The sequence below is a fragment of the Williamsia sp. Y853 genome, assembly GCF_056786495.1.
Window position 1 is genome coordinate 826118 of record NZ_JBXCJC010000002.1, and the last position, 25287, is coordinate 851404.

General features: G+C 61.9%; 22 protein-coding genes. 10 read left to right on the plus strand and 12 right to left on the minus strand.

From position 1 onward, the window contains the following. The first annotated feature begins 138 nt into the window (after nucleotides 1-138). From nhaA to AC1TPF_RS15825, 5 genes are all read left to right on the plus strand, one after another. Nucleotides 139-1464: a Na+/H+ antiporter NhaA gene (nhaA, locus tag AC1TPF_RS15805; RefSeq protein WP_482137409.1), complete on the plus strand. Its 1326-nt coding sequence runs from the start codon at nucleotides 139-141 to the stop codon at nucleotides 1462-1464. A gap of 205 nt (nucleotides 1465-1669) precedes the next feature. Continuing rightward, nucleotides 1670-1987: an invasin gene (locus AC1TPF_RS15810; RefSeq protein WP_482144647.1), complete on the plus strand. Its 318-nt coding sequence runs from the start codon at nucleotides 1670-1672 to the stop codon at nucleotides 1985-1987. Next, nucleotides 1984-4365, plus strand: coding sequence for a TPR repeat domain-containing protein (locus AC1TPF_RS15815; protein ID WP_482144648.1), 2382 nt, complete (start codon nucleotides 1984-1986; stop codon nucleotides 4363-4365). Before AC1TPF_RS15810 ends, AC1TPF_RS15815 begins: the two co-directional genes overlap by 4 nt. 511 nt (nucleotides 4366-4876) lie before the next feature. Beyond that, nucleotides 4877-5248 (plus strand): hypothetical protein, encoded by a 372-nt coding sequence (locus AC1TPF_RS15820; RefSeq protein WP_482137406.1) that lies wholly within the window; start codon nucleotides 4877-4879, stop codon nucleotides 5246-5248. A gap of 298 nt (nucleotides 5249-5546) precedes the next feature. Continuing rightward, a complete protein-coding gene (locus AC1TPF_RS15825; protein ID WP_482137405.1) occupies nucleotides 5547-6230 on the plus strand; it encodes a hypothetical protein in 684 nt (227 codons plus the stop codon). Between the two features lie 76 nt (nucleotides 6231-6306). On the opposite strand, the gene AC1TPF_RS15830 is transcribed toward AC1TPF_RS15825, so the two are convergent. Both AC1TPF_RS15830 and AC1TPF_RS15835 read right to left on the minus strand, forming a co-directional pair. Next, on the minus strand, nucleotides 6307-6570 hold the full coding sequence (locus tag AC1TPF_RS15830; protein WP_482144649.1) for a LuxR C-terminal-related transcriptional regulator: 264 nt from the start codon (nucleotides 6568-6570) through the stop codon (nucleotides 6307-6309). 373 nt (nucleotides 6571-6943) lie between these two features. After that, entirely contained in the window at nucleotides 6944-7702 is a 759-nt protein-coding gene (locus AC1TPF_RS15835; protein ID WP_482144650.1) for a heme peroxidase, read from the minus strand. Nucleotides 7703-7758: 56 nt separating this feature from the next. Here AC1TPF_RS15835 and AC1TPF_RS15840 point away from each other — a divergent pair, with 56 nt between their 5' ends. Next, nucleotides 7759-7935, plus strand: a complete 177-nt coding sequence (locus tag AC1TPF_RS15840; protein ID WP_482137402.1) for an HNH endonuclease — start codon at nucleotides 7759-7761, stop codon at nucleotides 7933-7935. A gap of 319 nt (nucleotides 7936-8254) precedes the next feature. Next, nucleotides 8255-10258, plus strand: coding sequence for an OPT family oligopeptide transporter (locus tag AC1TPF_RS15845; RefSeq protein WP_482144651.1), 2004 nt, complete (start codon nucleotides 8255-8257; stop codon nucleotides 10256-10258). Between the two features lie 6 nt (nucleotides 10259-10264). Here AC1TPF_RS15845 and AC1TPF_RS15850 read toward each other — a convergent pair whose 3' ends face one another. The 4 genes from AC1TPF_RS15850 to AC1TPF_RS15865 form a co-directional block, all read right to left on the minus strand. Further along, complete coding sequence (locus AC1TPF_RS15850; RefSeq protein WP_482137400.1) at nucleotides 10265-10513, minus strand: LuxR C-terminal-related transcriptional regulator; 249 nt, start codon at nucleotides 10511-10513, stop codon at nucleotides 10265-10267. Between the two features lie 163 nt (nucleotides 10514-10676). Next, on the minus strand, nucleotides 10677-11714 hold the full coding sequence (locus AC1TPF_RS15855) for a hypothetical protein (protein ID WP_482144652.1): 1038 nt from the start codon (nucleotides 11712-11714) through the stop codon (nucleotides 10677-10679). Then, nucleotides 11711-12925 carry a sensor histidine kinase gene (locus AC1TPF_RS15860; RefSeq protein ID WP_482137398.1) on the minus strand — a complete coding sequence of 405 codons (1215 nt, stop codon included), beginning with the start codon at nucleotides 12923-12925 and terminating at the stop codon, nucleotides 11711-11713. The genes AC1TPF_RS15855 and AC1TPF_RS15860 overlap by 4 nt, the downstream gene beginning before the upstream one ends. Continuing rightward, on the minus strand, nucleotides 12892-13545 hold the full coding sequence (locus AC1TPF_RS15865) for a response regulator (RefSeq protein WP_482137397.1): 654 nt from the start codon (nucleotides 13543-13545) through the stop codon (nucleotides 12892-12894). Before AC1TPF_RS15865 ends, AC1TPF_RS15860 begins: the two co-directional genes overlap by 34 nt. A gap of 399 nt (nucleotides 13546-13944) precedes the next feature. Here AC1TPF_RS15865 and AC1TPF_RS15870 point away from each other — a divergent pair, with 399 nt between their 5' ends. Both AC1TPF_RS15870 and AC1TPF_RS15875 read left to right on the plus strand, forming a co-directional pair. Continuing rightward, a complete protein-coding gene (locus tag AC1TPF_RS15870; RefSeq protein ID WP_482144653.1) occupies nucleotides 13945-14892 on the plus strand; it encodes a DUF808 domain-containing protein in 948 nt (315 codons plus the stop codon). A gap of 46 nt (nucleotides 14893-14938) precedes the next feature. Continuing rightward, nucleotides 14939-15157, plus strand: coding sequence for a hypothetical protein (locus AC1TPF_RS15875; RefSeq protein WP_482137395.1), 219 nt, complete (start codon nucleotides 14939-14941; stop codon nucleotides 15155-15157). A 10-nt stretch (nucleotides 15158-15167) separates the two neighbouring features. On the opposite strand, the gene AC1TPF_RS15880 is transcribed toward AC1TPF_RS15875, so the two are convergent. Then, nucleotides 15168-15770, minus strand: coding sequence for a GIY-YIG nuclease family protein (locus tag AC1TPF_RS15880; RefSeq protein WP_482144654.1), 603 nt, complete (start codon nucleotides 15768-15770; stop codon nucleotides 15168-15170). Nucleotides 15771-16181: 411 nt separating this feature from the next. On the opposite strand from AC1TPF_RS15880, the gene AC1TPF_RS15885 reads away from it, so the two are divergent. Further along, nucleotides 16182-16775 (plus strand): PASTA domain-containing protein, encoded by a 594-nt coding sequence (locus tag AC1TPF_RS15885; RefSeq protein WP_482144655.1) that lies wholly within the window; start codon nucleotides 16182-16184, stop codon nucleotides 16773-16775. Between the two features lie 53 nt (nucleotides 16776-16828). On the opposite strand, the gene AC1TPF_RS15890 is transcribed toward AC1TPF_RS15885, so the two are convergent. The 5 genes from AC1TPF_RS15890 to AC1TPF_RS15910 are packed head-to-tail and all read right to left on the minus strand — an operon-like array spanning nucleotide 16829 to nucleotide 25287. Continuing rightward, the gene (locus tag AC1TPF_RS15890) at nucleotides 16829-17887 is read right to left on the minus strand and encodes a hypothetical protein (RefSeq protein ID WP_482144656.1); all 1059 of its coding nucleotides are present in this window, start codon (nucleotides 17885-17887) and stop codon (nucleotides 16829-16831) included. Nucleotides 17888-17937: 50 nt separating this feature from the next. After that, nucleotides 17938-19095: a hypothetical protein gene (locus AC1TPF_RS15895; protein ID WP_482144657.1), complete on the minus strand. Its 1158-nt coding sequence runs from the start codon at nucleotides 19093-19095 to the stop codon at nucleotides 17938-17940. Next, complete coding sequence (locus tag AC1TPF_RS15900; RefSeq protein ID WP_482144658.1) at nucleotides 19092-20090, minus strand: hypothetical protein; 999 nt, start codon at nucleotides 20088-20090, stop codon at nucleotides 19092-19094. The genes AC1TPF_RS15895 and AC1TPF_RS15900 overlap by 4 nt, the downstream gene beginning before the upstream one ends. After that, a complete protein-coding gene (locus AC1TPF_RS15905) occupies nucleotides 20090-22840 on the minus strand; it encodes a GAP1-N2 domain-containing protein (protein WP_482144659.1) in 2751 nt (916 codons plus the stop codon). Before AC1TPF_RS15905 ends, AC1TPF_RS15900 begins: the two co-directional genes overlap by 1 nt. Continuing rightward, on the minus strand, nucleotides 22837-25287 hold the full coding sequence (locus AC1TPF_RS15910) for a SaeA-related protein (RefSeq protein WP_482144660.1): 2451 nt from the start codon (nucleotides 25285-25287) through the stop codon (nucleotides 22837-22839). The genes AC1TPF_RS15905 and AC1TPF_RS15910 overlap by 4 nt, the downstream gene beginning before the upstream one ends.

Sequence of the window (25287 nt, forward strand, 5' to 3'; positions counted from 1 at the left end):
GCGCCACCTGTCCACGCGTATTTGCCAGGCGGTAACGTTACCGGCGGTGTGCCGGGAAGTCTGGTCGGCCGCGTGCTCAATACCGTCTCTTGATGGTTGCGCGTGTCGCGCTTCGCCGACCCAAAGACAGGACACAACGTGTCAGCACAGGATCGAAAAACCCCATCTCCACTCTTTGCCCGGGGCTCATGGGCTGAGTCATCGCGCATCGCCGACATCCTCCGCAAAGAGACCATCGGTGGCGCAATCCTGCTGGTGGCGACCGTGGTTGCGCTGATCTGGGCCAATTCGCCGTGGTCCGATTCCTACACCGATCTCAGCGAGTTCCAGGTCGGCACGGACGCACTGGGCGTCCACCTCGATCTGTCGTTGGCCACCTGGGCTGCCGACGGACTGCTCGCGATCTTCTTCTTTGTGGTGGGCCTCGAACTCAAACGCGAGTTCGTTGCCGGCGACCTCCGTGACCCGAAGCGCGCGGTCCTTCCGATCGCCGCGGCAGTCGGCGGCATGGTGGTGCCTGCCGTCATCTTTGTGGCGTTCACCGCCCACGTCGGCGATGGCGCCACCCAGGGCTGGGCCATTCCCACCGCCACCGACATCGCGTTTGCGGTCGCCGTCCTGGCAGTGATCTCTACACACCTACCGGTGGCCCTGCGGACATTCCTGCTCACCCTTGCCGTGGTCGACGACCTTCTCGCCATCACCGTGATCGCCATCTTCTACAGCGACGACATCGATCTCGGTGCCCTCGCGCTCGCCGCGATACCGCTGGTGCTGTTCGCCATCTGCGTCCAGCGCCGAATCCGATCCTGGTGGCTGCTCATTCCACTGGCCTCTCTGACCTGGGTGTTCGTCCATGAGTCCGGGATTCACGCCACGGTCGCCGGTGTTCTACTCGGGTTCACCGTTCCGGTCCTTCGGAGCAAGGCAGCCGGTGGCCCGGAGGCCGGAATCGGTCTGGCTGAACACTTCGAACACCGAATCCGGCCCATCTCGGCGGGTATCGCGATTCCGATCTTTGCGTTCTTCGCTGCCGGCGTCGCGATCGGAGGTCTCGACGGCCTGACCGATGCGTTGAGTGATCCCATCGCCCTCGGCATCATCTTCGGCCTGGTCTTCGGCAAAGCAATCGGTATCTTCGGCACCACCCGACTGCTGTCGGCGTTCACGCGGGCCTCCCTCGACGCCAGCGTTCGCTGGATCGACGTCCTCGGCATCTCGATCCTGGCCGGCATCGGATTCACCGTGTCCCTACTCATCGGCGACCTTGCCTTCGGCCTGGGCTCTGAGCGCGATCAAATCGTCAAGATAGGTGTGCTGACCGGATCTCTGTGCGCCGCACTGATCGCATCAGTCCTCCTACGAGCCCGAAACCGGCACTACCGCAAGGTTCAGGAAGAAGAAGAGCGCGACGACGACCACGACGGCATCCCCGATATCTACCAGAACAAAAACAACAGCTAGACAAGGGATCTGGCGACTGGGTGCCTTCACCCGATGAGAATCGGTCCTGTTTGGGACAGTTTCATGCCGGTGCCCGACACATCCGTGCCGACCCTTTCAAACGTGCGATATTGTCTGCATCGGATCTGGAGGGGATCCGGGGGAGCTGATGGGTCGTGCTCGCACGATCGCGCAGCGAACCGACCACGTCATTCGGGGGGATCAAATGGACGTTGTCATCAGCAACGCGGTGATGGATACGCTGGCAGCTGGCATTGAGGTGGTCGCAGCCGAGGTCTCGGAGATACCGCATCCAGACGTCACGGCAGTCGTTTCAGCGTTCATGCCGGATTCACCAATGATCGCCGCAACCGCAACTGCCACGGACATCCTCAAAGGGTCGCTGACAGTGGTCTCCGGTCAGTGGGAGTCAATGGCCTCTGTTGTTCGGGCGACCCGTGACGGTCTCTCGGGGGTCGACGAGCAGTCGGCCGGCAAGTTCGCCGGACTCGGTCACCTCCCGGCCGGTGACGCGCCGCGATGACTCCGACCAAGAATCAGCTGGACAAATGGATGCCGGACCAGCTGAAACTTTCGGCGTTGACATCGATGGCCTCGACATTGCGCACCAAACTCGACACAGCAGATCGGAAGTTCGATCTGCCGACCACTGATTGGAAGGGCGAGGCACGGACAGCGGCCGAGGACCGCTCAACTGAAGAAGTCACGTGGGGCAAGCGCGTTGCAGCCGAATACGAGACCCTCGGTACGACCCTGAGTGACGCTTCGACTGCAATCGACGACACTCTGACGGCGGTCGACAAGTCCATCGCGGACGCCGCCGCGAAAGGCTTCCATCTGATCAGCGGCGACGACAGTATGTGGCAGGTCCGGTATGTCCCTCTCAGCGACGACGATGAGACAACCGAAGAAGAGATTGCCCAGCTCAGACACGAATGGGCCACCTACCTCAAAGGAAAGGCCGACCTGGCCGAACTGACGTGTCAGCAGTTCGCGACTGCACTCGCCGGCAATCTGCAAGCTCTGTCAGGTCTCACTCCCGCAGTGCTCGGGCTGAGCGCGTCCGATGGCCGCACCGCCGCAATGATGTCCCAGGACGGCTGGACGAAGGAAGAATTGGCGGTCGTCGGCAAGAGCCTGGAAGCGGCAGGATTGACACCTGATCAGGCTCAACGATTAATCAACGGCGAACGTGTTGATGATCTCCCAGTCGGCGCCCAAGAATTTCTCCATCAGTTCTTCAACAACCTGTCGGAGGATCAGACGCTCGGACTGAAGGACGAGTTCGACCGTCTGGGCAATGCAGACGGCGAGGCATATTCGAAGGCGCTTGGATCCGGGTTGCTGATTCTGTCGAACGAGAAGGTCGGTGCTGGTGATGTCCACGGTGGCTTCGAGAGTCTTCCGCCTTGGATGCGCGACTGGTCAACCCATAGAGCACGCGACGAATGGATCGTGAGCCGTGACGGTAAGCCCGTCAACATCGCCCGCCAGGACTACAAGATTGCAAAGTTGTTGTCCAACACAGGAAGTGCGATAGCGCCTGGTGAGCGACTGGGAACCGAACTGATCCGAAAGGCAGAGACCGAGATTGCGTGGGGGCAACACTCGCCGACCATCGAGGCATCATTCCCAGGATCTGACGTTTCCGATTTGAAGAACAATTACCAACAAACCATGGAAAACCTGCTGTCGGTCGGAACCCGGAGTCATGAAGCATCCGCAGCGATTCTTTCCGGCCACTACACCGACGGCACATCGCTTGACGGCGACTACGACCGAAACCGCACTGTGGAGAATCTACTGACACATGAGTGGCGCGACGATGGCAAAACTGCCGCAAACCTGACCAACTGGGTTGACGAGTACGCTGCAGACCAAACAAATGCATCCAAATCCGACTTGTCCGCTCGCGCGTTCCGCGGACTCCTCGACAGCACCTCTGGGTCGGGGGAACAATTCGGCAATCTGATCAACATCGGCGAGTCCGAGAAGAGCATGGGCGACATCAACCCAGCACTGGCCGGTGCAATGGAAGAAGCGGTTCGTCCCTATCTCAATGTCATGGCAGGCGGCTCTCCAGGCGCGTTCGGATTCAACGAGAGCACGTTCGACGATCTCAATTTCGGGGAAAACAACGATGCGTTGCGGGATCAATCGCAACGGGCGATGGCATTGATCGCCAGCGATCCGACTGCCGGTGAACGGCTCATCCACGATGTCCAAACACAGCAGGCACTCAACGCCCACAATCTGGTGACGATGGATCACAACGACCCGGATGCACCCAATGCCGGCGAAATCGGTGCCCGCAACGGAGCGTTACAGAACCTATTGACCGATGGATTGACAGCTGCCTCTCTCGACAACTGGCACGACGAGCACCTCGGGTCGGGCACGGACGGCTTGACCAACGACGATCGAGCAGCAATCTCTTCGAACGTCGAAACCAGCATCAAAAAAGTTGCAGCCGCGATCCCCGTTGTTGGTAACACCGCCGAAGTCGGTCTGGACCTGGCATCACCATATATTCCGGCGTGGGACAAAGAGATCGAGCTCGCGGATCAAGGCCCATATCCCGAAAACATCCCAGACGCGGTTGAGAATGCGAAATTGCAGCAGTATTACCAGCTGTACGCATCGACGAATCCAGTACCTGACGGCGCAAATTCGCAGATTGATAAACGTCTCTTCGACGGTCAGACACTCCGTCCCCTCAGCGAAATAAAGTCTGGGTACGGCACGGACAGCGACGAACAAATTCTCGGTGCACTTCGTCCTCGGATCGAGCGCGCCGGTGTCGACGTAGGAACATACCAAGACATGTACGACGCCCGACAAGGCGATCCGACCGAAGCCATGTCTTACGACGAATACAAGAATCGATTGCTGAATGAGTAATAGGACCCGAACGATTCTCGTTGCCGCGGTTGCAGTTCTCGTCGTCGGTTGCTCATCAAGTCCCGGCGCCGGCCCTCCGAGCTCACCCAACACGTCAGCGGCGACCCACCCGTCGGAGTATGTTCTGCCCCCGGAGGTCGGAACGTACACGAATGTTTGGGCGACGGACTCACCTGTCGACCTGCAATCAGAGTCGATATCGGTCATCAGAGCCGCCGTTGAAGGCTATGCGGTCGCCCATACGGTCGGCCCCGACAACAGCTACCCCGGATACGGGCGATTTATCGACGAAGCTACCCAGACCTCCCGAGGGAGAAGCCGTGTCGACGTCGAACTTCCAGATCAGTTGGAGCCGGCGATTGCCGTGTCTGGCACGATGCACTATCTGCTCTACGACGTGGTTGAAACCCCCACCACTGTCGACGCCAGGATTTGTGAAGTTGCGTTCGGCACTTATCAACCCCACCCAACGCATCCGCGTAGGCCCTACGAACCAGTCGATCAGCGACTGGTGACCGATCCAGACGTGCTCAGCCCCGAGGGCCACATATTCGCGACGCCCGAAATGTGGCGGGTCCACATCGAGCGGGAACCACAGCGCGCCTCCGCGAGCACGCCGCCAACGAATCCCACGGCAACCGAACCCGCCGACACTGCCGAACCCGAGCGCTATCCCAACAGGGACGTGTTCGAAGGCTGGACGCTCGAGCAGTACACCTACGAAAGTATGCAAGAACCGCCCTGCAACGATTGGGCTGTCGAGCAATACCCCATGGCCCTACTCGACAGCTTTGGCCTGGTGTACCCAACCAACCCGATCGACACTTCGTACCTTCCGACGCTGACGCCCTTCCCCGGCTGGACTCACAGCCCCGGAGTGTAGGGACGACACGGCCAAAAGGACCACAAGCACGATGCCCGACAAGGCGATCCGACCAAGGCAATGTCATACGACGAATACAAGAATCGATTGCTGAATGAGTAACAGGACCCAAACTTTTCTCGTTGCAGTGGCCGGAGTCCTCGTAGTCGGATGCTCGTCCAATCCAAGCAACCACCCATCGAGTTCGTCCGGCACATCACCGGCTAACAACCCGTCTGAATACGTCCTACCTGCCGAGGTTGGCACATACACCAACGTATGGGCAACCGAATTCCCCGCAGACCTTCAGTCCGAGTCGATGTCAGTCATCAGAGCCACCGTTGAAGCCAAAGCGGTCGCGTATATGGTCGGGCGTTACAGCAGCTACCCCGGATACGGACGATTTCTCGACGAAGGCATCAAGACCGAGGGAAAAACCAAGATCCATGTCGAAGACACCTCTCGGTTGCCGCCTGCGATTGCCGTATCTGGTACCAAGCACTATCTGTTGTACGACGTCGTCGAAACCCCCACCACTGTCGATGCCCGGATTTGCGAGGTCGCGTTCGGTACCTATCAACCCCACCCAACACATCCACGCAAACCCTACGAACCAGCAGACCTGCGACCGGTCACCGATCCAGACCTGCTCAGCCCCGAGGGCCACATATTCGCGACGCCCGAGATGTGGCGGGTCCGCATCGAGCGGGAACCACAGCATGCCACCGCGAGCACGCCGTCAAAGACGGCCACGGCAACCAAACCCGCCGCCACTGCCGAACACAAGCGCTATCCCAACAGGGACGTGTTCGACGGTTGGACACTCAAGCAGTACTCCTACGAAAGCGGACAAGAACCGCCCTGCAACGATTGGGCTGTCGAGCAGTACCCCATGGCCCTACTCGACAGCTTTGGCCTGGTGTACCCAACCAACCCGATCGACGCTTCGTACCTTCCGACGCTGCCGCCATTCCCCGGCTGGACTCACAGCCCCGGAGTGTAGGGACGACGGCCAGGCCCATCAGCACGATGCCGGGCGGACCATTCAGACAGCGGCCGCGCTGTCGTACGAGTCCCGGTCAGAGCTCTTCAACCGTGATGAGACCGTCTTGGAGCGCTCTTGCCAACAGAGATGTCTTCGATGTCGCCGGCCGGCCGGCCGCGTCGTATTTGTCACGGATCCGCGCGATGTGGGTGTTCACGGTCGCCGAAGAGATGAACAGCGTGCGAGCAGCAACATCCTTGGAGTCGCAGAAAAGCCACGCACGAAGGACTTCAATCTCCCGCGCACTCAGGCTCGGCCTGACTAGTATCTCGGCTGAGACCTGATTCATCGCGAACATCTTCGATCCGATCTTTCGGTGAGCAGCCGACGGATTGACTGCCTGTCTCCCTTGAAACTAATGGCACAGTCCGACAACATCCAGCCAGCCCTTCCAATGCCCCCCGAACTGGGGTCACCATTAGCTATGCAAACAACTTGCACGAAAAGTGGTGTCCGCCTTGCATTTGCGAACGGTCGCTGACCGCGCCCGATCCCTCGACAACCTAACTATTTGAATTAACAAGTGCCACTTTAAGGTTCCCCTATCGGGAATCCCTCCCCTCCTCCGGACCGGAGCAACAGCTCTGCCGCACATCGCATTTGGAATGCCAGTTCTTCCCACCCCACACCGAGCGGCCCCGAAGAACCGCCCGGCGCGTGAGATTCACCCGCTACTCAGTAGCTACTGGCAGGACGGGTTCGCCTACCGGGCGTTTGGACCCCAACCGCCAAATCGCATGCTCCGTGTGACCAACATTCCAATGCTTCTGTGTCGCCACGTCGCTGATGAGCACGCTCGCCACGGTCGGAGTCACTTCATCAATGGGAAGATCCAAGACGCGCGCAACATAACTGACGATTGCGCGATCGACCTTGACGGCAGAGACACCGGCGAGCGTCAGCACATACGCCCAGGTGACACCCGATCGCTGACCCGGCACCGCGAGCCACGATTTCTTGACGGCATCGAGGGCATCGGAATCGGCCACGTCGCGCAAGTCGGCGGCAGTATCGATTCCGAGGTCGACAAGGCGGCTCGCAACATCGTTGACCGCCTGCGCTTTCAGCGGCGCCCCCGGCGTCGACGACGTCGGCCTTCGATTGCCGATCGTTGACGCCCACTCCGACGCGTTGCCCAACTCGTGAAAAGTCTTGAGTAGCTCGGGCGCTCCGTCCTGCGTGATGTCGCCACCCTGCGCGGCGCGGTAGATGCCGTACCGCTCAAAGATGTTCTCAACGGTCACGTGACGCGCGCCCGTCGAATAGATGGCATCAATAATGCATAGCGCCAACGCTTTCGGATACGCGCGCGGGGCGATCCACTGCGCCGGATCCCCCAGGTCTCGTTCGCACGCATTCGCGAGCGCACCGACGCGAAATTCCACCCCTACAGACATGATTTCCCCCTTGTTGCCCTCGCCCATCCCCATGGGCGATTCGTGGGCACACCGTATCGCCGGGCACCGACAAGCCGGATAGTTGCAGCGTGCACAACCTCGACGTCCGGGATCCCCTCGCATTCGGCCAGCACCCCATGAACGGGCATCTCGACCATCTACTCCCCTGGTCGCGTATTGGCATCGGCGGCCTCGCCAACCTCGTCCTCGCCTGCCCGCGATGCAACGGAGCCAAGTCGAACCATCTGCGGGCGCGAGATCTGTAGTCGACACAGCCACCGAACACACCGATGGCTCGGACGTGAATCGATCCGAACTCCTGCAGCCAGACCTTCAACGGCCCAATCCCCGAACGACGTGGTCTACGAATACCTAGATCAGCGCAGGACAGCTCCACAGGGTTGGACGACGGCGTGGCCTGCGAATAGCCCCGACCGAAACTCGCGAATGTGAGCTGAGATACATCCGCGACCGTGAATGCGGGGTGCACCGATCAGACATACCGTTGACACATAGAGTGTCAACGTCAACGACCGCCGGATCGAGGCGGTGATCGATCAACTGACCCGTGAGGGGTAGCTGCAAATGTCCACAGATGATGTGACGGCAACGCGTACGAAGTCGTCCGGTCTGCGCGAGCTGACGCTGCGAGGGATCATCCTCGGTGGCCTCATCACGCTCGTATTCACAGCTGCGAACGTCTACCTCGGATTGAAGGTCGGCCTCACGTTCGCCACCGCCATCCCGGCGGCAGTCATCTCGATGAGCATCCTGCGCAACTTCGCGAACCACACCGTGGTCGAGAACAACATCGTCCAGACGATCGCGTCGGCAGCGGGCACCCTCTCGGCCATCATCTTCGTGTTGCCCGGCCTGATCATGGTCGGTTGGTGGACCGGATTTCCCTACTGGATCACCGTGGCTTTGTGTGCGATCGGCGGCATTCTCGGCGTCATGTATTCCATCCCACTGCGACGAGCATTGGTGACGGGATCTGACCTGCCCTATCCCGAAGGTGTGGCCGCTGCCGAGGTGCTGAAGGTCGGCGACACCAACGCGGGCGCCGAGGAAAACCGCGGCGGTATGCGGATCATCGTCATGGGCTCGCTCGCGGCCGCGGGATTCTCGCTGCTGGCGGCGCTGAAGGTGATCAGCAGCTCCCTCGCGGGTGCGGTGAAGGTCGGCGCGGGCGGCACCATGTGGGGCGCGAGCCTGTCGCTGGCCCTGATCGGTGTCGGTCACCTGGTGGGACTCACCGTCGGTATCGCCATGCTCGTCGGTCTGGTCATCTCGTTCGGCATCCTGCTCCCCGTTCAGACCAACGGCCATCTCCCTGCCGGTGAGTCGCTGCTCGACGGGGTCAGCAGCATCTTCTCCTCCGACGTTCGGTTTGTCGGTGCCGGTGCCATCGCCATCGCCGCGATCTGGACGCTACTCAAGATCATCGGCCCGATCCTGCGAGGCATCCAGAACTCGTTGGTCTCGGCCCGGGCGCGACGTAAGGGCGACAAGGTCGACCTGACCGAGCAGGACATCCCGATCACCATGGTTGCGATCGTGATCCTGGTAGCCCTGATCCCGATCGGGTTGCTGCTCTGGGACTTCGTCCACAACACCGCACTGCATGGGACCGCCACCGGCATCATCTCCGTCAGCATCATTTTCGTCTTTGTCATCGGCCTGGTGGTTGCGGCGGTCTGCGGGTACATGGCCGGTCTCATCGGCTCGTCGAACAGCCCGATCTCCGGTGTCGGAATCCTGGTCGCCATCCTTGCCGCGCTGCTCATCAAGATGGTCTACGGCGACGCCGATGACGCGCAGAACACCGCGCTGATCGCCTTCACCCTGTTCGTGACCGCAGTGGTGTTCGGTGTCGCAACCATCTCCAACGACAATCTGCAGGACCTCAAAACGGGTCAGCTGGTCGGCGCGACGCCGTGGAAGCAGCAGGTCGCACTCATCATCGGCGTGCTCTTCGGATCGGCGATCATTCCGCCGATCCTCGGGCTCATGAACACCGCGTTCGGTTTCGCCGGTGCCCCCGGCGCCGGTGACGACGCCCTCGCGGCTCCGCAGGCCGCGTTGATCTCATCGCTGGCCGAAGGCGTCTTCGGCGGCGATCTCGACTGGAACCTCATCGGTCTTGGCGCACTGATCGGCGTCGGCGTCATCATCATCGACGAGCTTCTGTCGCGGTCAACTTCCAAGTTCAGCCTGCCGCCGCTGGCCGTCGGCATGGGCATGTACCTGCCGATCGCGCTGACCCTGATCATCCCGGTCGGCGCCATCCTCGGCACCTTCTACAACCGGTGGGCCGTTCGGAGTGGCGGCAACGTCGAACGCAAGAAACGGATGGGCGTGCTCCTGGCCACCGGCTTGATCGTCGGCGAAAGCCTGTTCGGCGTCGTGTTCGCCGGCATCGTCGCTGCCACCGGCGACGAGAGTCCACTGGCGGTTGTCGGCGACAGCTTCAGCAGCTGGGCCGAGATCCTGGGCGTTGTTGCCTTTGTCGCGCTCATCGCTTGGCTGTACAAGAAGACTCAGCAGATCGCGAACCCACTCAAAGACGTGAAGGTCACCAAGGACTGACGCGGCTCACAGCTCGTCGACGGTGATGTGACCGTCCTGGAGGGCACGCGCGAGCAATATCGCCTTGGTAACCGCCGGCCGGCCGGCCGCTTCGTACTTGTCGCGGATCCGCGTGATGTGGGTGTTGACCGTGGAGCCCGTGATGAACAGGCTGCGCGCGGCTGCGTCCTTGGTGTTGCAGACGAGCCACGTCCGCAGAACTTCGATCTCGCGCGCGCTCAGGGACGGCCTGGTCACAGGTACGGCAGCTTCCATCGTGTCCACGGTGATTCCGATCTTCTGGTCGCCTGCCGCGGATTGACCGGCGATGTGTAACCGAAATTAATGCCGCCGACAGGGGTGCACCAGACGCATCTTGCGGGGTCCCCCGAGTTGGGGGCCCTACAAATCGGGGCCTCCACAGTGCCTGGGCTGCGCGCTAATTCTGCACTTCGACGCCAGAGTGGTCGAAGGTGGTGCGGCGGGTTCCGGCGGTGTCATGCACGTAGATCGACGCCAGCGCGGGCCGGTCCGGGGGCAGGATCCGCACGCAGATGTCGCCGTCGTGTGCGTCCCGGAGGGTGTCGATGATCCGTCCGCGAAGCAGTTCCCTGATGGCGGCCGGTGTGGCATCCATCCCGTGATCGTCGATGAGGATCACCTCGACGCCGCGGGCCCGGGCCAGCCGCGCGGCCGCATCGATCTCAGGGCTTGTCAACGCGGGCGCTCGCAGGCGGTCACGCAGGTTCGCCTCGACCAGCTCATAGGTTGCCGCCTCTTGCGGGGTGAACTCCTCAGCGGTCGCGATGCGTTCCAGGAGTGGTCTGGCCATCTCATCGAGCTGGCGCAAACGGGCATCGCGTTCTTCGGTCGCCGCACGTGCGGCCGAGAGCGCTACGATCCGCGCGGTGGCGGCATCACGCAACGCAAAGACGGCTTTCCCGTTGGGCCGCAGCGTGAATGAGAGCAGCGTCGCCATCGCCAGTGGCCCGCCGTCGATGACCACCATCCCGACTCCGAACAAGAATCCCTGGTCGGTGAACGCACCCCACAGCCCGTAGACCAGTGCCATGGCGAGCAACCCCCACCATGCGCTGATCCAGCGTCCGCGCACCGACATGAAACATAGAATCGTTGTGCCCGCCCCGTGCGTCCACCCCTGCAGTGGCACCTCGAGCGGAACGGGCATCACCCACAACATCAGCGCGGACGCGATCGGTCCGGCCGCGGCCAGCGCCCAGGTCGCAGGCACGGGCAGCGGGTCGCCCGGCACCGTGATCAGCGCAATGGTGCCGGCCGCCAGGATCACCAATCCCACCACCACCGGCCAAAATGCACTGATCCCCTGCCGAGTCTCGACGGCAACGATGGTGATCGCGACGATGTATACCGCGACAACACCTTTGGCTGCCGGGGTGTGCATCCCCAGGATCGCGGTGATATCTCGTGGGGCCGCCGATCGTGCCCGGGTGATCATTGTGGCCGTGTCCAGTGCAGGCCGATCCGGGTGCCGTGGCCCGGCTTCGAATCGACCGTGGCACCACCGCCATCGAGAACGGACAGCCGCCCACGAATACTCACCGCAAGACCCAATCGTTGAGGCGCGACCGCACGCAGATCAAACCCGACGCCGTCGTCGCACACGTCCACCCGGATCGCGTCGGCCTCGAGGTGGACGACAACACTTAGCGTCGCCTCCGGTCCGGCGTGGGTGACGCTGTTGCGCACGGCCTCGGTGGTGGCTGCGGCGATGGTCAGCACGACATTGACCGGATAAGACTGCGCGTCATCGCTTCTCGTGACTTCAGCTGCGACAGTCGGGTCCGCATCGACGACCGCTCCGCGCAACTGAGCAACTGCCGCGTTGACCAAGAGGACATCGTCGTCAGTCGGTTGTGTGTGGAATCCGTCCATGTCGGCCAGGGTGCGTTTGGCCTGAACGGCGAGGCGCTGCGAGGCTCCTTGGCGTGCGGCGCCGAGCAACGTCGACATCACACCGTCGTGGGTCAGTGCGTCAAATCGCGTTCGTTCCAGTGTTCTCGCCTGTGTCGCAGCGGCTTCCGCTGCTGCCGCGTACGCCGACTCACGCGTTGCATCGAGGATCCCCGCGGTCCGGATGCCCATCACCGCGGCGGAGAACGGGATCAAGCAAAAGGCGAATGCCCAGGCGATCTCGGGGATCACCGGCCCATTGAACTCAGGCGCTCGGACCTCGTGATTGATCAGCTGGACCACCACGGTCACCCCGGCCAGATAGGCAAACGCCCACCGCGCCCGCCACGCCGCAGCAGCGACGATGGCCGGAAGCCCACTGAATTGCGAGAACCACATGCCTCTTTCGCTGGCCAGGAGCATCCCGTCCCAACCAAGCGGCCACAGTGCCAGGGCCGCCACGTATCCGATCGCTGCGACCGATGCGGTCCTGCGCAACGCCGGGATACTGCTTCGCATCGCGACGGCTCCCATGACGAGCCCGGTCCCGAAGATCAACACGAGTGCCGAGACCGTCCACCACCCGGCCATGACTTCCGTGGACTGCCCGATGTTGGGGATCACCAGGACGAGGTAGAAGAGGTAGCCGCCGCCGACAAACAGTGAGAATTGTTGCAGGATGCGGTGTCCGGCAGTTTTGGCTTCGTCCCCGATCGCCGCGGCTATCGCCGGAAACGTCGCGGAATCGGTAGCCATCCGTCCTCAATCGCTCGTTTGTACAGGTCGGTTTTGGTGGGTGCGGGCCGTCCCGCGTCGCGATACTTGCGGCGGATGCGGTCGACGTAGTCGCTGACGGTATCCGGCGACAAACCGGTTTCTTTCGCCACCCGCGCCGTCGGTTCTCCCGACGCATACAACTCCAGCACTTGCCGCAGCCGGGGCGAGAGGTCGACAAAGCCGGGGTCCGAATCGAGTGCGGCCGCCCAATCCACCGACGCCACTTGCCGTCCCGCCCCAGCAGTCCGGATCGCGTCCTGGATCTCGGCCTTACGCGCAGACTTTCGAATCACCCCGAGGACTCCCGCGGCGGCAGCTTCCCGCACCAGAAACGGTTCATCACCGGAGGTGTAGACAAGCGCTTCGATATCGGCTTCGCGCAACCGGGTCACATTCGAATGCGGCGACGATCCGTCGGACAACCGGAGGTCCAAGATCACCAGTCCGATGTCTGAGGTCGACTGCAACAACTGATCCACCGTCTCCGCACCGGCAACGAAGGCCATGTCCTCGCCCTCCTCGATGATCGTCCGCAATCCCTCCACCACGGACTCATGGTCGTCGATCACCGCCACCTGTAACACTCGGCGGGCCGTCACCGGTTCCCCCGGCCATAAGAACGCATCCCGACATTCTGACGCACAGATTCGAAATCTGCGCGCCAGGATTATCCTTTTTCAATTAGTTAGTGCAAGTATTTCTGTTTCCGAATTACCGCTGGCACAACGGCATACAGAAAACAGTCCCACGAATAGTGGACCGATCCTGTAATGCGAACGCGTGGAAATCACCGCTGCGCCGGACACCCACAGACGATGTCGCCGACCACAGCTGTTCACGAGGACCAGCAGATCGCCTCGCCAATGTTGGGCGATGTTGTGATCCATAGCCAGGACTGGAGCACCGGCACTCGTCACGTTCGTCTGGCACGAATCGGCCGCAGGTCGCCGACGACGTATCCTTCGGGTGGATGCACACCGTCGAACTAGGAGGTTCCCGTGGCCGGCGGACTCGTCGCACTGCTGGATGACATCGCAGCGATCACGAAGGTTGCCGCAGCGTCCCTCGACGATGTCGCAGCGGCCGCAGGCAAGGCCAGTGTCAAGGCAGCAGGCGTGGTTGTCGACGACACTGCTGTCACCCCCCGCTACGTGCACGGATTCTCCCCTGCCCGCGAACTGCCCATCGTCGGCAAGATCGCGCTCGGATCGATCCGCAACAAGCTCCTGATCATCCTGCCGGTGGCCATGCTGCTGAGCCAGTTCCTCCCCGGAGCTCTGCCGTATCTGCTGATCGCCGGCGGCCTGTTCCTGTCCTACGAGGGCGCCGAGAAAGTCTACGAGGCGCTCTCCGGCCACTCTGGCCACGCCGACGAGCCCACCGAGCGTGGTCCCGAGTTCGAGAAGACGATGGTCAACGGCGCCATCCGTACCGACCTGATCCTCTCGGCCGAGATCATGGTGCTCTCGCTGTCGTCGGTGGAAGACGAACCGTTCGTGACCCGTCTGCTGGTCCTCATCGTCGTCGCGTTCCTCATCACCGCGCTCGTCTACGGCGTCGTGGCGCTGATCGTGAAGATGGACGACGTCGGTCTGGCGCTGGCAGGTCGCAAGTCGACGCTGAGCCAACGCGTCGGCCGCGGCCTGGTGTCGGCCATGCCGAAGCTGATGTCGGTCCTCACGGTCGTCGGCATCGCGGCGATGTTGTGGGTCGGCGGACACATCCTGCTGATCAACATCGGCGAAGCCGGGTTCCACTGGCCCGCCGATCAACTTCACGACCTCGAGCACTGGTTCGGACACCTCGTCCACGGAGGGTTCGGTGGAGTGCTCTCCTGGATCGCCGGCACCACGGTGTCAGCAGTGTTCGGCCTGATCGTCGGCGCGATCATCGTGGCGATCATGCACGTGATCCCCAAGCGCAAAAAGGCGGACGCCGCGCACTGACAGCTCGCTGGAATGCCACTTCGAGACGAATGTTCTACTGGGATCCGTGACCGAACGCGCCATCGCCCTGGACATTTCCCCCGAAGCCCTGACACTCGGGATCTCGTTGTATTCCATGGCGATCCTGGTCAGCATCGGCGTCGGCATCAACGCCGCCCGGCGGCATCGTCGTCGGCTGGCGTGGATCATGGCGACCGTCGTCGGGGTGTTGACCGTCGCGGGCGTGGTCATCGCGGTTCTGAGTAGTACGACGCATTCCCCGTAGGCACTGGGCTCTAGGCGTTCGCGGATCGGAGGACGGGGAGCTCCCGGGCCGTCGCGATCGCTGACCGTCGCGCCGCCCGCAAGGTGGCGGTAAACGTGTTGTTGGCACCATCGATGTTGAGTGGCAGGTCGAGGGTTTCGATCAGTTCGTCTTCGAGGAGCCAGGGCTCGGGATGGGTGATCCACGAGACCAGCGCATTGTCGACCATCCAGTCCGACAGCGCGGCCTCGCCGCTCCCGAACATGTAACGCTCACTGGCACCATGACGCCGGAGCTGTATCCCGAGTTCGTCAGACAGCAGGCACCCGAGGGATCTCCGTAGCGTCGATGCCGATGCGTTGCCTACGTAGTGCGTCCTGATTCGCCGACGAATATTTTGTCTGCTCGCGACACCGGCCGCCGACGGCTTACTCGGACTGATGCCTGCGTAGAGCAATGTCAGCCCGTCCGCACGGTGGACGCATTCCGACGGGTCGATTCCGGCCGGAACGGACTTGAACCACCAGCCATAGACGCCGGGCTCCGGAGGAACCGGATATGGCTTCGCGAGAATCTCCCCGCGCAAATATGGCCGGGCCGCGAGGTAGTGCGCATGGTGCTCATGTTCAGACACAACGCATCCACAGTATCGCCGGACGCGTTTCATCACCGCTGATCGATTGATCTGCATGGCTGCTCGACGGTCGAACTGATCAGATTCAAACTGCCCCTGCGCCGCGGGCCGCAATCGTATGTTCAGATGATATTTTCGCGTGATCCGTTACAGCCCAAGATATTTCCCTAAATTTGTAACACTGCCTGGCACCGTTACTATAACCAGCTGACGCCCTTCACGTTCGGTGAAACGTGCTGGCGTCAGTTCATCTCGCATGTCCCCGAAGAGCTCTCACCAGATCGTCTCACCATGGCCGTCATGCCTCGGCGCCTGGAGACGCTGACCATCCTTCCGAGTCGTATCCACCGCTTCCTCGAAGCGGATCACTGTCCGATGCACTCGGTATCAACAGCAGAAAGAACGGATCTCGTGACCACACCACCTCCCCCACCTCCATTCAACGGTTCGAACTCCGGACAGCCCTCATGGGCCACCCCGGGTGACGGCAATCCATCCGGCCAAAAACCGAAGAAGTCCAAGAAACCGTGGATCTTCGGCGGCATCGCCGCAGTCGTCGTACTTTTCGTCATCGCCGCTGTTGCCAGCGGTGGTGGCGCGGAGAAAAACACCTCCACGACTGCTGCAAGCTCGTCCGCTGCAACGGTGACGGTCCCACCGAGCACTGTCACCGTTGAACCCACCACGACCACAGTCGCCCCTGCGCCGACATCAACGCGCGCAGTTCTCCCGCCAGCACCCGTTGCCCCGCCGACCACGACCACTACAGCGACGGGCGGAATCATGCCTGCCGTCGTGTGCATGAACCTGCAGGACGCGCAGGATCTCATCCAGGAAAACGGTGTCTTCTTTTCGCGTAGCGACGATGCCACCGGCGAAGGCCGCAGCCAGGTGATCGACAGCAACTGGGTAGTGGTAGGCCAGACACCCGAGGCCGGAACTCCCATCACCGAAGGTGAGGCGGTTCTCTCGGTCGTCAAGATCGGCGAAACCAGCAGCTGCTAAGCATGACTCGCGTAGGCCGCGCTCACAACCCACAGAGGTTGTGAGCGCGGACTTCACGAGTGTGCGGCAATCACAGCCCTCTTGGCTTCTCGGAACTCGTCGGCATCGATCAGTCCTTGACTGAACAGATTCGCCAACTTCTCGATCTCTACCGCCAAACCGCCTGCAGCGGGTACCTCTACAGCAGATTTCTCCACGATGCGCGGTTCCAGCGGCGGCTTCCAGAGGGATACCGGTTTCTCCCGTTGCGCGGCAGCTACTTTGCCCCGAATTTCGTCAAGGTACGGCAGAGCCTGGTCGTGGAGCGCCCACGGCAACCTAAGCGTATTCGGAGCCGACCCGTCCCATCCGCTCACATTGTCCAGGACAGCCTCGGCAGAGTCCCACGCGCGTACCTCCAAAACTCCATCTGACAGCCCTCGTCGGTACTCGATCTCGGAGATATCGGAGTAGATAAGGGAAACCGCTCGCGACTCAAATGCCCTGCCATTCATGATTTGTGCCTTCACGATGACAATCCGGTCTTCGAAGGCGGCCAACAAACCCGCCGAGCCATTGCTGATGATCAGCGACGGTAATTCGTCAGGTCCCGAACTGTTCTCGATGGCCTTCGCCCAGGAGTCATCGAGCGGAACGCCAAGGACCGGGGTCGATTCCGGAGCCGTTGCGCGTTGCAGATGTTCACGGGTAGCCGTCGCTATTTCCGGGCGGACCGCCTTCTCGTCGATACCGTTCGTTCCGCGGCCCGCGTCGACCAGATATCTGACGTAATACTGAACGAAGTCGAGGTCGTCCTTTCGGATGTCCCCAAAATTGACTTTTCCCGCCGCCGTGGTGACGATCAGCTTGTGGGTGCCGAACCCCTCCGGGTAGTCGACTCTGATGATCTCGCTTGCGTCAACTGAGAATACGACGAACCTTGCCTCGGTCAACGCATAACTATTGAACGCCAGCAGTCGCCGACTTGTCACTGCAAGGGCTTCAGTCTGCGGCCAACGGCTGGTCACACGCGCGAAAGCCCAGACCATTTCGTCTGCACCCAACACAGGGGCAAGGACCTTCACCCATTTCGCGGCAAGACTGCCCTTGATCTTCGGCGGTAGTACGTACATCGGCTGTCCTTAACTCGTCTTCAGCAACCCCGCTCTACCCTGGACTCAGTTCACAACACACCCTGCTCCGCCAACACCCACCGGACCGGATCCAAACAGCGGAACGGTGTGATCCCGTTGGCGTGAAGTCGCGCGCCAACAGGCGATTCGCCTAGGGCCGATACCGCGAAGAACCGATTCGTGTACTGCTGGCCGGTGTGTGGGTTCTCAAGATTCTTGAGCATCGGCCCCGCGTCCAACTTCTGCAATAAGCTACTCACCTCAGCGTCGAGGAGCTCGCCGTCAGCGTCGTCGTAGGGTTCCAGCTTCAACCCCGGGTCACGCGAGAACGAGGCACCCGCGTTGGCCATGATCTGCCCCCACTCGCTGCCTCGAACACCTTGAAGTGCTTGGAGGGCATCGAACTTCGACAAGATGATCGCCAACTTCGGCGTTCCACGGCCGATCAGCTTCATGACGTTGCGAAGGACCATTCGAGGATCACCACCACGATTGGTCTGGACGGGTACCAGATCCTGCAACTGGTGGCCGATCTCGTCGACTTTCAGCGGATCGAACATGAACAACACAGCGTCAGCGGCCCCGAAGAACTGCCACGGATAGCCGCCGACCTCGCTGTTCTCGAGGTCCTCCCCGGCCACATCTCGGATGACGAGGTAGTGCTTGACCCCGTTCCAGATGCCGATGCTGAAGATCAAAGGAACCTGCTGGGGACTTCCTTCGGTTGAGGACGACGGGGTGGATTGGAGGATGCCCCGTTGTTCGAACAGCGGTCTCTCATAGACATTTTCATAGTGCTTCGCGACCTGATCGTCGGCCGGTTCGACCACCACGTTCATCCGCTCGGCGTACTTCTCGAGCTGTTTGATCAAGACCGCGATATACACCGTCTTCCCGGTCGCTCGCGCACCTGCCATCACCAGGCAGGTTGATACACCCCAACGCCACAGATCCGGCAGCACAAAATGGCAGATCGGGCATATGTCGAGAACGGATCCACCCAGTTCCGCTTCTGCCCACCCGATGTCTGGAACCCACGCGGGAGGAGCATCCTGCGGCTTACGCAGTTCACACGTCTTACCCATCCGGACATCTCGTCCGCTGAAAGCGGTTGCCCGGTCGTCCGTTTCAGAGACTGACGGCTCGGCTTCGGTCCATGAAAACCAGTCGGGTCCGAGGAAGTTGAAACAGCGTGGGCATTTGTTCACAGCGAAGTGCTCCTGACATTCAATACAGCCAACAAGCCGCCGACGACTTCGTCGACCAGTGCAGGTTCGGCGAGAAGGCGATCGACAGCGTTCTCACCTGGCAGCGGCGGCGGGCACACCGCCCCCACAAAATTGGGATCGGTCAACGCCGCGCGTGACGGCGACAGCACCAGCTGTGTACTCAAGCCGCGTGATGCCACCTGTGTCGGCGCATCAGTGACGGCGATCGCCAACTGTGCACCGCCCTGAGCTACAACCGGTTCTGCGAGCGCGGCACCGACTCCCATACCCGTGGACGCGACGGCGGATTGAAATGCCGCCGTGAAATCGTCGCCTTCCAGCGCAACTTCGGTGACGGTCCGACCCGAAAGAACCGCGCGCACCGGCGCACCCGCCGACAAGACCGCCGCGACTCCCGTGGCGATATGTATCGCGGCACCGACACTTCCGTCCGAGATGAGCGACGCCATCGACAAACTGGCGTCCACCACGACCACAACCTCCAACTGGCGTCCGGAGGGCAGTTGGTCGACTCCGAGTGCTCCACGCGCTGCCGACCTCGCCCGCGCAGCCAGAGGTGTCAGTGGCAATTCCGGGCGGATCAGGCGTGTAGTCACCGAAACCTGTTCGCTGCCAGACGGACTTATCACCGCCAACTCGAGCGCACTCAGTCCTGACACGTCCCGGGGCGTCAACTGGGCCCGGTCCGGATCCAGATCGTTCGAGCTGTCCAGACCCACTGCAACATGCAGAACGGTGCCCTGCGGAAACGTCGACAGGGATCCCGAAGGCACCGCAGAGATGACCACGTCGTGATCGACCCGGGGAACGATCAACATCCCTGGGCTGTGAGCGATCACCGAAGTGTCGATCATGCCGTCTCTGCGGGCCACCAATGCAGCTGCATCCACGGCGCCGGTGACCGACATGGTGACGGCCAGCGGCCGCTTCGGCAGCTGAGCGGAACTGGTTCCGTCCAGTACGTAGGTCACCATCAGGTGTGATCCTCTCGGTTGGTCAATGAGAAACGAGGACGCGACGATTCGCGGGCGAGAAGTCCACGCTCGCGCAGCCACGTCTTTCCGGCCGTGCGGTATTCGGAAAAGAAGCGTTCGGCCTCGGCAGCGGTGAGGCCACGCACGGATTCCCACAAGGCGTCCCGCACGTCCTCGACAGTTGTCGGTCCGCGGTAGGTGGCATTCGAGAGTTGCTTGTCGATCATCCGATCCATCCAGGTGACCGGAGAATGGTCGACGTCCACCCGTGCACATAACGCGATCGGCGATGTGCCGAAATCCGTTTGTGAGCTCGCGGATTCACCGGCAATCCACACGATGTCGATGACGTCGCGCTCCACGAGTCGGTCAATCCACTCCACCAATTCCGGCTGGAATGCGTCCAGCCGTTTCGCCAGCCGGTCAACCCCCGGTGCGTCGACCGATGCCCAAGTGCGACCTCGTGATTGCGCGGCTATGAACAGCGCACCCAACGGAACACACACATCTTTGTCGGCGTGGTCGAAAACTTCTGGGTGTAGCTCGTTCACCAGCAACTGCACCTCGGTGTCCATGAGCGTGAGCGCCCAGCGCGTTTCGAAGTCGGTCCAGGCTGACGCGGATCGGACACGGGCTACCGCGACGACTAATTTCGATGCATCGTCGAGGGGATCGGGTTGCGCCAGAGGGTAGTTGCAGACGTAGTCGACCACACTATCGAGGTCTTCGGACGCAGGTGCGTACAGCACGCGTCGCCAAGCCAGGGCGGGCAGGACGTTCTGTGGATACCGGTCGATGAGGTTCAGCAACTGGACCGTCGTCAGTGAGTGGTGCTTTATCAGCCGCGCGACCCGCTCATAGCGTTCGACCACCGAGTAACCGCGCAACGCCATCACACACTCGACAGCGATGTGGACCAGCTCAGCCTTCCTCTGCGGAGACAGCGAGTCCCCGGCAGGATCGTCCAACAGGGCGGCGATATAGAGCGGGAAAAGCTCGCACACGTGCTGGTCGAGCGTGATGGGTCCGGTAGCGCCGAGCCCGGGCTGAATGCCGTTGTCACCGAACAGCCATCGCCACACATTCAGGTCGAGTTCATGCGGCGCATGAATCACTGTTGCCACTACACGCTGCAACACCAACGACATCGTGGCGCCCGAAATACCCGCGGTTGCCTTCGCAAAGGCGCCCGCACGAGAGCGCGCTCGCAAGAACTCGACACCCGAAACATCAACGAGGTCGCACAGCGCATTCATCGCGGCATCCAGACCAGGTCCGGGGCGTGCCACCCGATTCAGCAATTCGCCTACCCGCAACGCCGAGAGCACAACGGATTCCGACGCCGGGGGTGCCACAGCCGACAGCGAGGCCTGGATTACGTTGAGCCATAGCGTGAATTGGTCGTGCAAGCGACCGAAATCGACATTGCGGCACACCGGCACCGGCTCGAGGTTCGTCTCAGGTGCAGCCAGCCACGCTTTTGAACCCAGCGCACACCTGACCAGTTGCAGCGCTGCTCTGGATTGACTGCCTCCGGCGTACCTGATCCGGGCGAGCCGCCCAATCGCTTCGACGGGTGTCTTGGGCGCGTCCGCGACGTAGAGGTTCTCGACGAGGTCGCGAAGCCGCTCGGAACTACCCAGGTGTGACGGATGATCGTCGGTCACCGCATGCGCGGATTCCCTGTCGACGTCACCGAGCCCCATCAGCCGACTGGCCACCGCGATGGGCCACACCGGCGAAAGGTCGCGATCTCCGACCTCACGAGCTACGTCGTCCTGCAGTCGGATCACCCGCATCGCACGGTCGGCATCAACCAGTGCCGCCTGCGCGAGCAGCGACCACGGCGAGACCGGCACCTCGAAGGCCGATGTCGAGGGGGTATGACCTTTCCCACCCAGTGCGCCCAGTGGCGGGTCTTCCTCGTCGGCGTCGATGACAACCCAGTCTGCGGCCGGTAGTTCGACGTCGTTCTTCGGAACGCAGATGAGGTTCATTCCCCGTCGGGCGTCAGCGAGCGCGAGTTCGGGCTTGTCATGTGTTGTCCACGAGAAGCGACGGGCGGTACCCGGCGACATGAAGTAACTCACCGCACCGATCCATTGAGGAGCGTCGGCGGTCGCGGTCAGCAGGACCACGGGCCGCCCACCGGTCATCGCGTCGTAGACCGCATCGAGAAGCACCTGGATCACACCTTCGCGGTACGTCTCCAGGAGGAAGCCCACCGCCCTGCCCATGGTGATGAGCGCGCCGGCCTGAACGCGTTGACGTCCAGACAATGTTGTCGCGCGGACCGGTTGGGCGTTGTAGGGCCGCAACCAATCCGGAGAATTCCACAACTCGATCGGGCGCAGCGACGGCCGCTCGGCGACGTCGTCATCCAATACGACATGCGCAAAGACGTTTCCGGGCCGACCGGAGCCATCGAGACCTGCATCCACCGTGTGCCAATAGATGCCGGCTCCATCAGGGAGTGCGTCGTACGCGAGCCGCGCCGGACGCCCTTCGATGGTCGCGATGGTCGGAAACTGTGGCAGCGGCGAGCCCACATCGAACTTGGTGACGATGCGCTCTGTCATCGCGTCGATGTCCGCCGTGGTCAGGTTCCCGACCTTGTCCTTCACCTGCCATCCACCACCGCTACCTGATCCGTTGTCGAACGACGTGTAGATCAGTTCCCCGTACCGGCCCGTTTTGTAGAGCGACGTGATCCCGAGACGCTCGTCCTCACCGAACACGCTTGTTGTCACGTTGCCTGCCCCACCTGGGCATCCAATTGCAGCCAGGCCAACGGCGGGTCGGCGAGGGCAATCCGCCGGACTGGAAAGCCGCCGTCTTCGACGGACTCGGCCATGCCACGCGTATCCGCAAACAACCGAACGTAACCGGACTGGTTGGGCAGAAGAGCACGCCACCCGTTCTCCGGTTGACCCTTCATGAGCCGCTCGACGACGAGCTGCCACGCCTGTTGCTGCGAATGGGGCGACATCAGGGGAACGGTGACTCCGTCGTAGGGCCCCAACGGAAACCGGCTCGGGTTGTGCACCATCACAAATGGAGGCGGCGCATCGAGGTCGGTGTCGCTTTCCAGCTGGATGGCGACCACACGACCATTCGCGTCAGCGTGGACCTCGGGAAGTGAATATTTGATGCGAGTGAGGCCGGGGTACGGAATCCCAGTGTGCTCGCCGCGAACCTGCACGCCGCCGGAATAAGCCACCGGAACGAGATAGACCATGCATCCGGCGGGCAGTTCCTTCGAGAAGGTCAGGCCCCCATCACGACGATGGTGCCGCAAGTGGATTTCCTCCAGCGGATGTCCCACTATCGCCTGTTCGGCAGGAACCGAAGGCGGAGCCACATACGCCAGCACACTCGCCGCACCCGACGGCCATCCGAATGAAACGATTTGCGCATCGAATCGCTCGATGATGCGGGCGTCTGCCACGGCAGGCAGCGGACGCGTCTGAACGCGCACCTTACCGACCTTCGCGTGGTCGGCCAAGACCGTGACGGGCGTGAAATACGTGCGATCCCAATCGCCGTGCCATGGCACCGCGGTCATGCGCGACGACATCGAATCAGCCGCCACCACAGGGTGCTTCAGCTGAGCGGCATCATCAAGACCCTGCGGCGCGAGGGCTTCCTGCGGCAACTCCGACAACTCGAGGTCTGCCGGCGGCGGAGTCGGGCTTCGGTAGATCACAACCCGCCCTGCAGGCGGCGTGGACCATCGCAGTTCGAACTCTCCGATCCGATCAGCGCTCAGGGTTACCTGTAGGTCCGTCACCGGTTGCAGCACAACCGATACTGCTATGTCCTTCTGCACAGGATTGGCGAGCCGCACGCTGTTGCCCACACTTACTTCTGCCAAGGCGCGGTACAGGTAACGCTCGCCGCGGGTGACCTCTGTGTCGACGAATCCGGTCAGATTGGGTTCGCTGGAGAGGATCTGGTGGCGGGGATCGTTCAATCCTCGAACACCTTCGCTCAGCGGCACCCGGAAGACTCGGACCGCCCGCGTACCCGGAAAGACGTTCCACTGCGCGATGACTCGGCCTTCGTCTTCGAACAGGTTGAAGTCTGCGACCGGACTGACCACTTCACCCTGCGCAACGAGCACCGGCTGTTGATATCTTGCAGTGCGGACGTCAGTGCCGACGTGGCACCACACCTGGAAAGTGCGCACCGCCGAGGCCAAGAACCGGGTGTCGTCGAATGCGATTTCGGTGGTGGCAACCAGGAGCTCGCCGGCTTCGGGCTTGTGCGGAAATTCGTCTTCGGTGGACACAACACGGTAGATCACGGTGTCGTCGGGTGAGGCCAGATACGGCTCCCAGGTCACACGATGCCCGTCGGGGCCTTTGACGATCACCACCGCACCGGGCTCGACAGGACTCTCTCCGTATTCGAACTCGCAGAAGTCCTTGTGCGCCAATCCCAATCCGCGATCAACTACCGGTGAAACCGCGGCCTGGTCGGTGCCCACACTCGCTGCGGGTGCGGACGCGACCGGGGTCGTTCGTTCAGCGGGCACCGGAACTGCCGGCGCCGCTACGACTGCCGGTGTCGGCGAACCGGCAGACGCAGCCGCCTCGTCCGGGAAGAACTCTGCCAAGATCACCGCGATTTCGGCCGCCAGGGCTGGATCTGCTCCCTGGAGCTTGTTGCGAATCTGGTCTTCGGATACGAACTTGTATTTGACCAGCTTGATCAGGGTCGCATCTTTGATCGCACCGGCGGACTCAACACCATCAGCGATTCGCTGCGAGCGCCACTGCATCAACGCTTCGACGGGATCTGCGGTCACGGAGCCACCAGAGGGGGGCTCAATTACAGCGGCGGGTCGGCTCGCTTCAGTGATCCGTGAACCGCTTGCATCAGCACCGGAGGCAACGCTCACCGGCTCACGCGGGTGCCGCGCCGGCGCCGCAATCTCAGCAGGTACCAGGAGTTCTCGAGGCAGGTTCTGTACCACAGCATACGGATCGAGCCCGAACTTCACCTGGTGCAGGATGTATTCGATCGTCGCCTTCCAGGCGAGTACTACGCCCTCGGTGGCCAACGTGCTCAGTGTTGCGGGGTTAGCAGCGATCGCGGATAACTGCTCTTCCGATGGCACGTCATAGCCATCGGCAACGGCTACCGCCCACAATAGGAGTGCGGTTTCCCGCTTCTGTTGTTTGATGTTCGTCAT

Excerpts from the sequence above, each read along its gene's own strand:
- AC1TPF_RS15810 (WP_482144647.1), top strand. The coding sequence starts at position 1,670 with ATGGACGTTGTCATCAGCAACGCGGTGATGGATACGCTGGCAGCTGGC.
- AC1TPF_RS15815 (WP_482144648.1), top strand. The coding sequence starts at position 1,984 with ATGACTCCGACCAAGAATCAGCTGGACAAATGGATGCCGGACCAGCTG.
- AC1TPF_RS15890 (WP_482144656.1), bottom strand. The coding sequence starts at position 17,887 with ATGTACGTACTACCGCCGAAGATCAAGGGCAGTCTTGCCGCGAAATGG.
- AC1TPF_RS15830 (WP_482144649.1), bottom strand. The coding sequence starts at position 6,570 with ATGTTCGCGATGAATCAGGTCTCAGCCGAGATACTAGTCAGGCCGAGC.
- AC1TPF_RS15910 (WP_482144660.1), bottom strand. The coding sequence starts at position 25,287 with ATGACGAACATCAAACAACAGAAGCGGGAAACCGCACTCCTATTGTGG.
- AC1TPF_RS15855 (WP_482144652.1), bottom strand. The coding sequence starts at position 11,714 with ATGATCACCCGGGCACGATCGGCGGCCCCACGAGATATCACCGCGATC.
- AC1TPF_RS15900 (WP_482144658.1), bottom strand. The coding sequence starts at position 20,090 with ATGGTGACCTACGTACTGGACGGAACCAGTTCCGCTCAGCTGCCGAAG.
- AC1TPF_RS15860 (WP_482137398.1), bottom strand. The coding sequence starts at position 12,925 with ATGGCTACCGATTCCGCGACGTTTCCGGCGATAGCCGCGGCGATCGGG.
- AC1TPF_RS15835 (WP_482144650.1), bottom strand. The coding sequence starts at position 7,702 with ATGGGGATGGGCGAGGGCAACAAGGGGGAAATCATGTCTGTAGGGGTG.
- AC1TPF_RS15825 (WP_482137405.1), top strand. The coding sequence starts at position 5,547 with ATGTCAGTCATCAGAGCCACCGTTGAAGCCAAAGCGGTCGCGTATATG.
- AC1TPF_RS15850 (WP_482137400.1), bottom strand. The coding sequence starts at position 10,513 with ATGGAAGCTGCCGTACCTGTGACCAGGCCGTCCCTGAGCGCGCGCGAG.
- AC1TPF_RS15845 (WP_482144651.1), top strand. The coding sequence starts at position 8,255 with ATGTCCACAGATGATGTGACGGCAACGCGTACGAAGTCGTCCGGTCTG.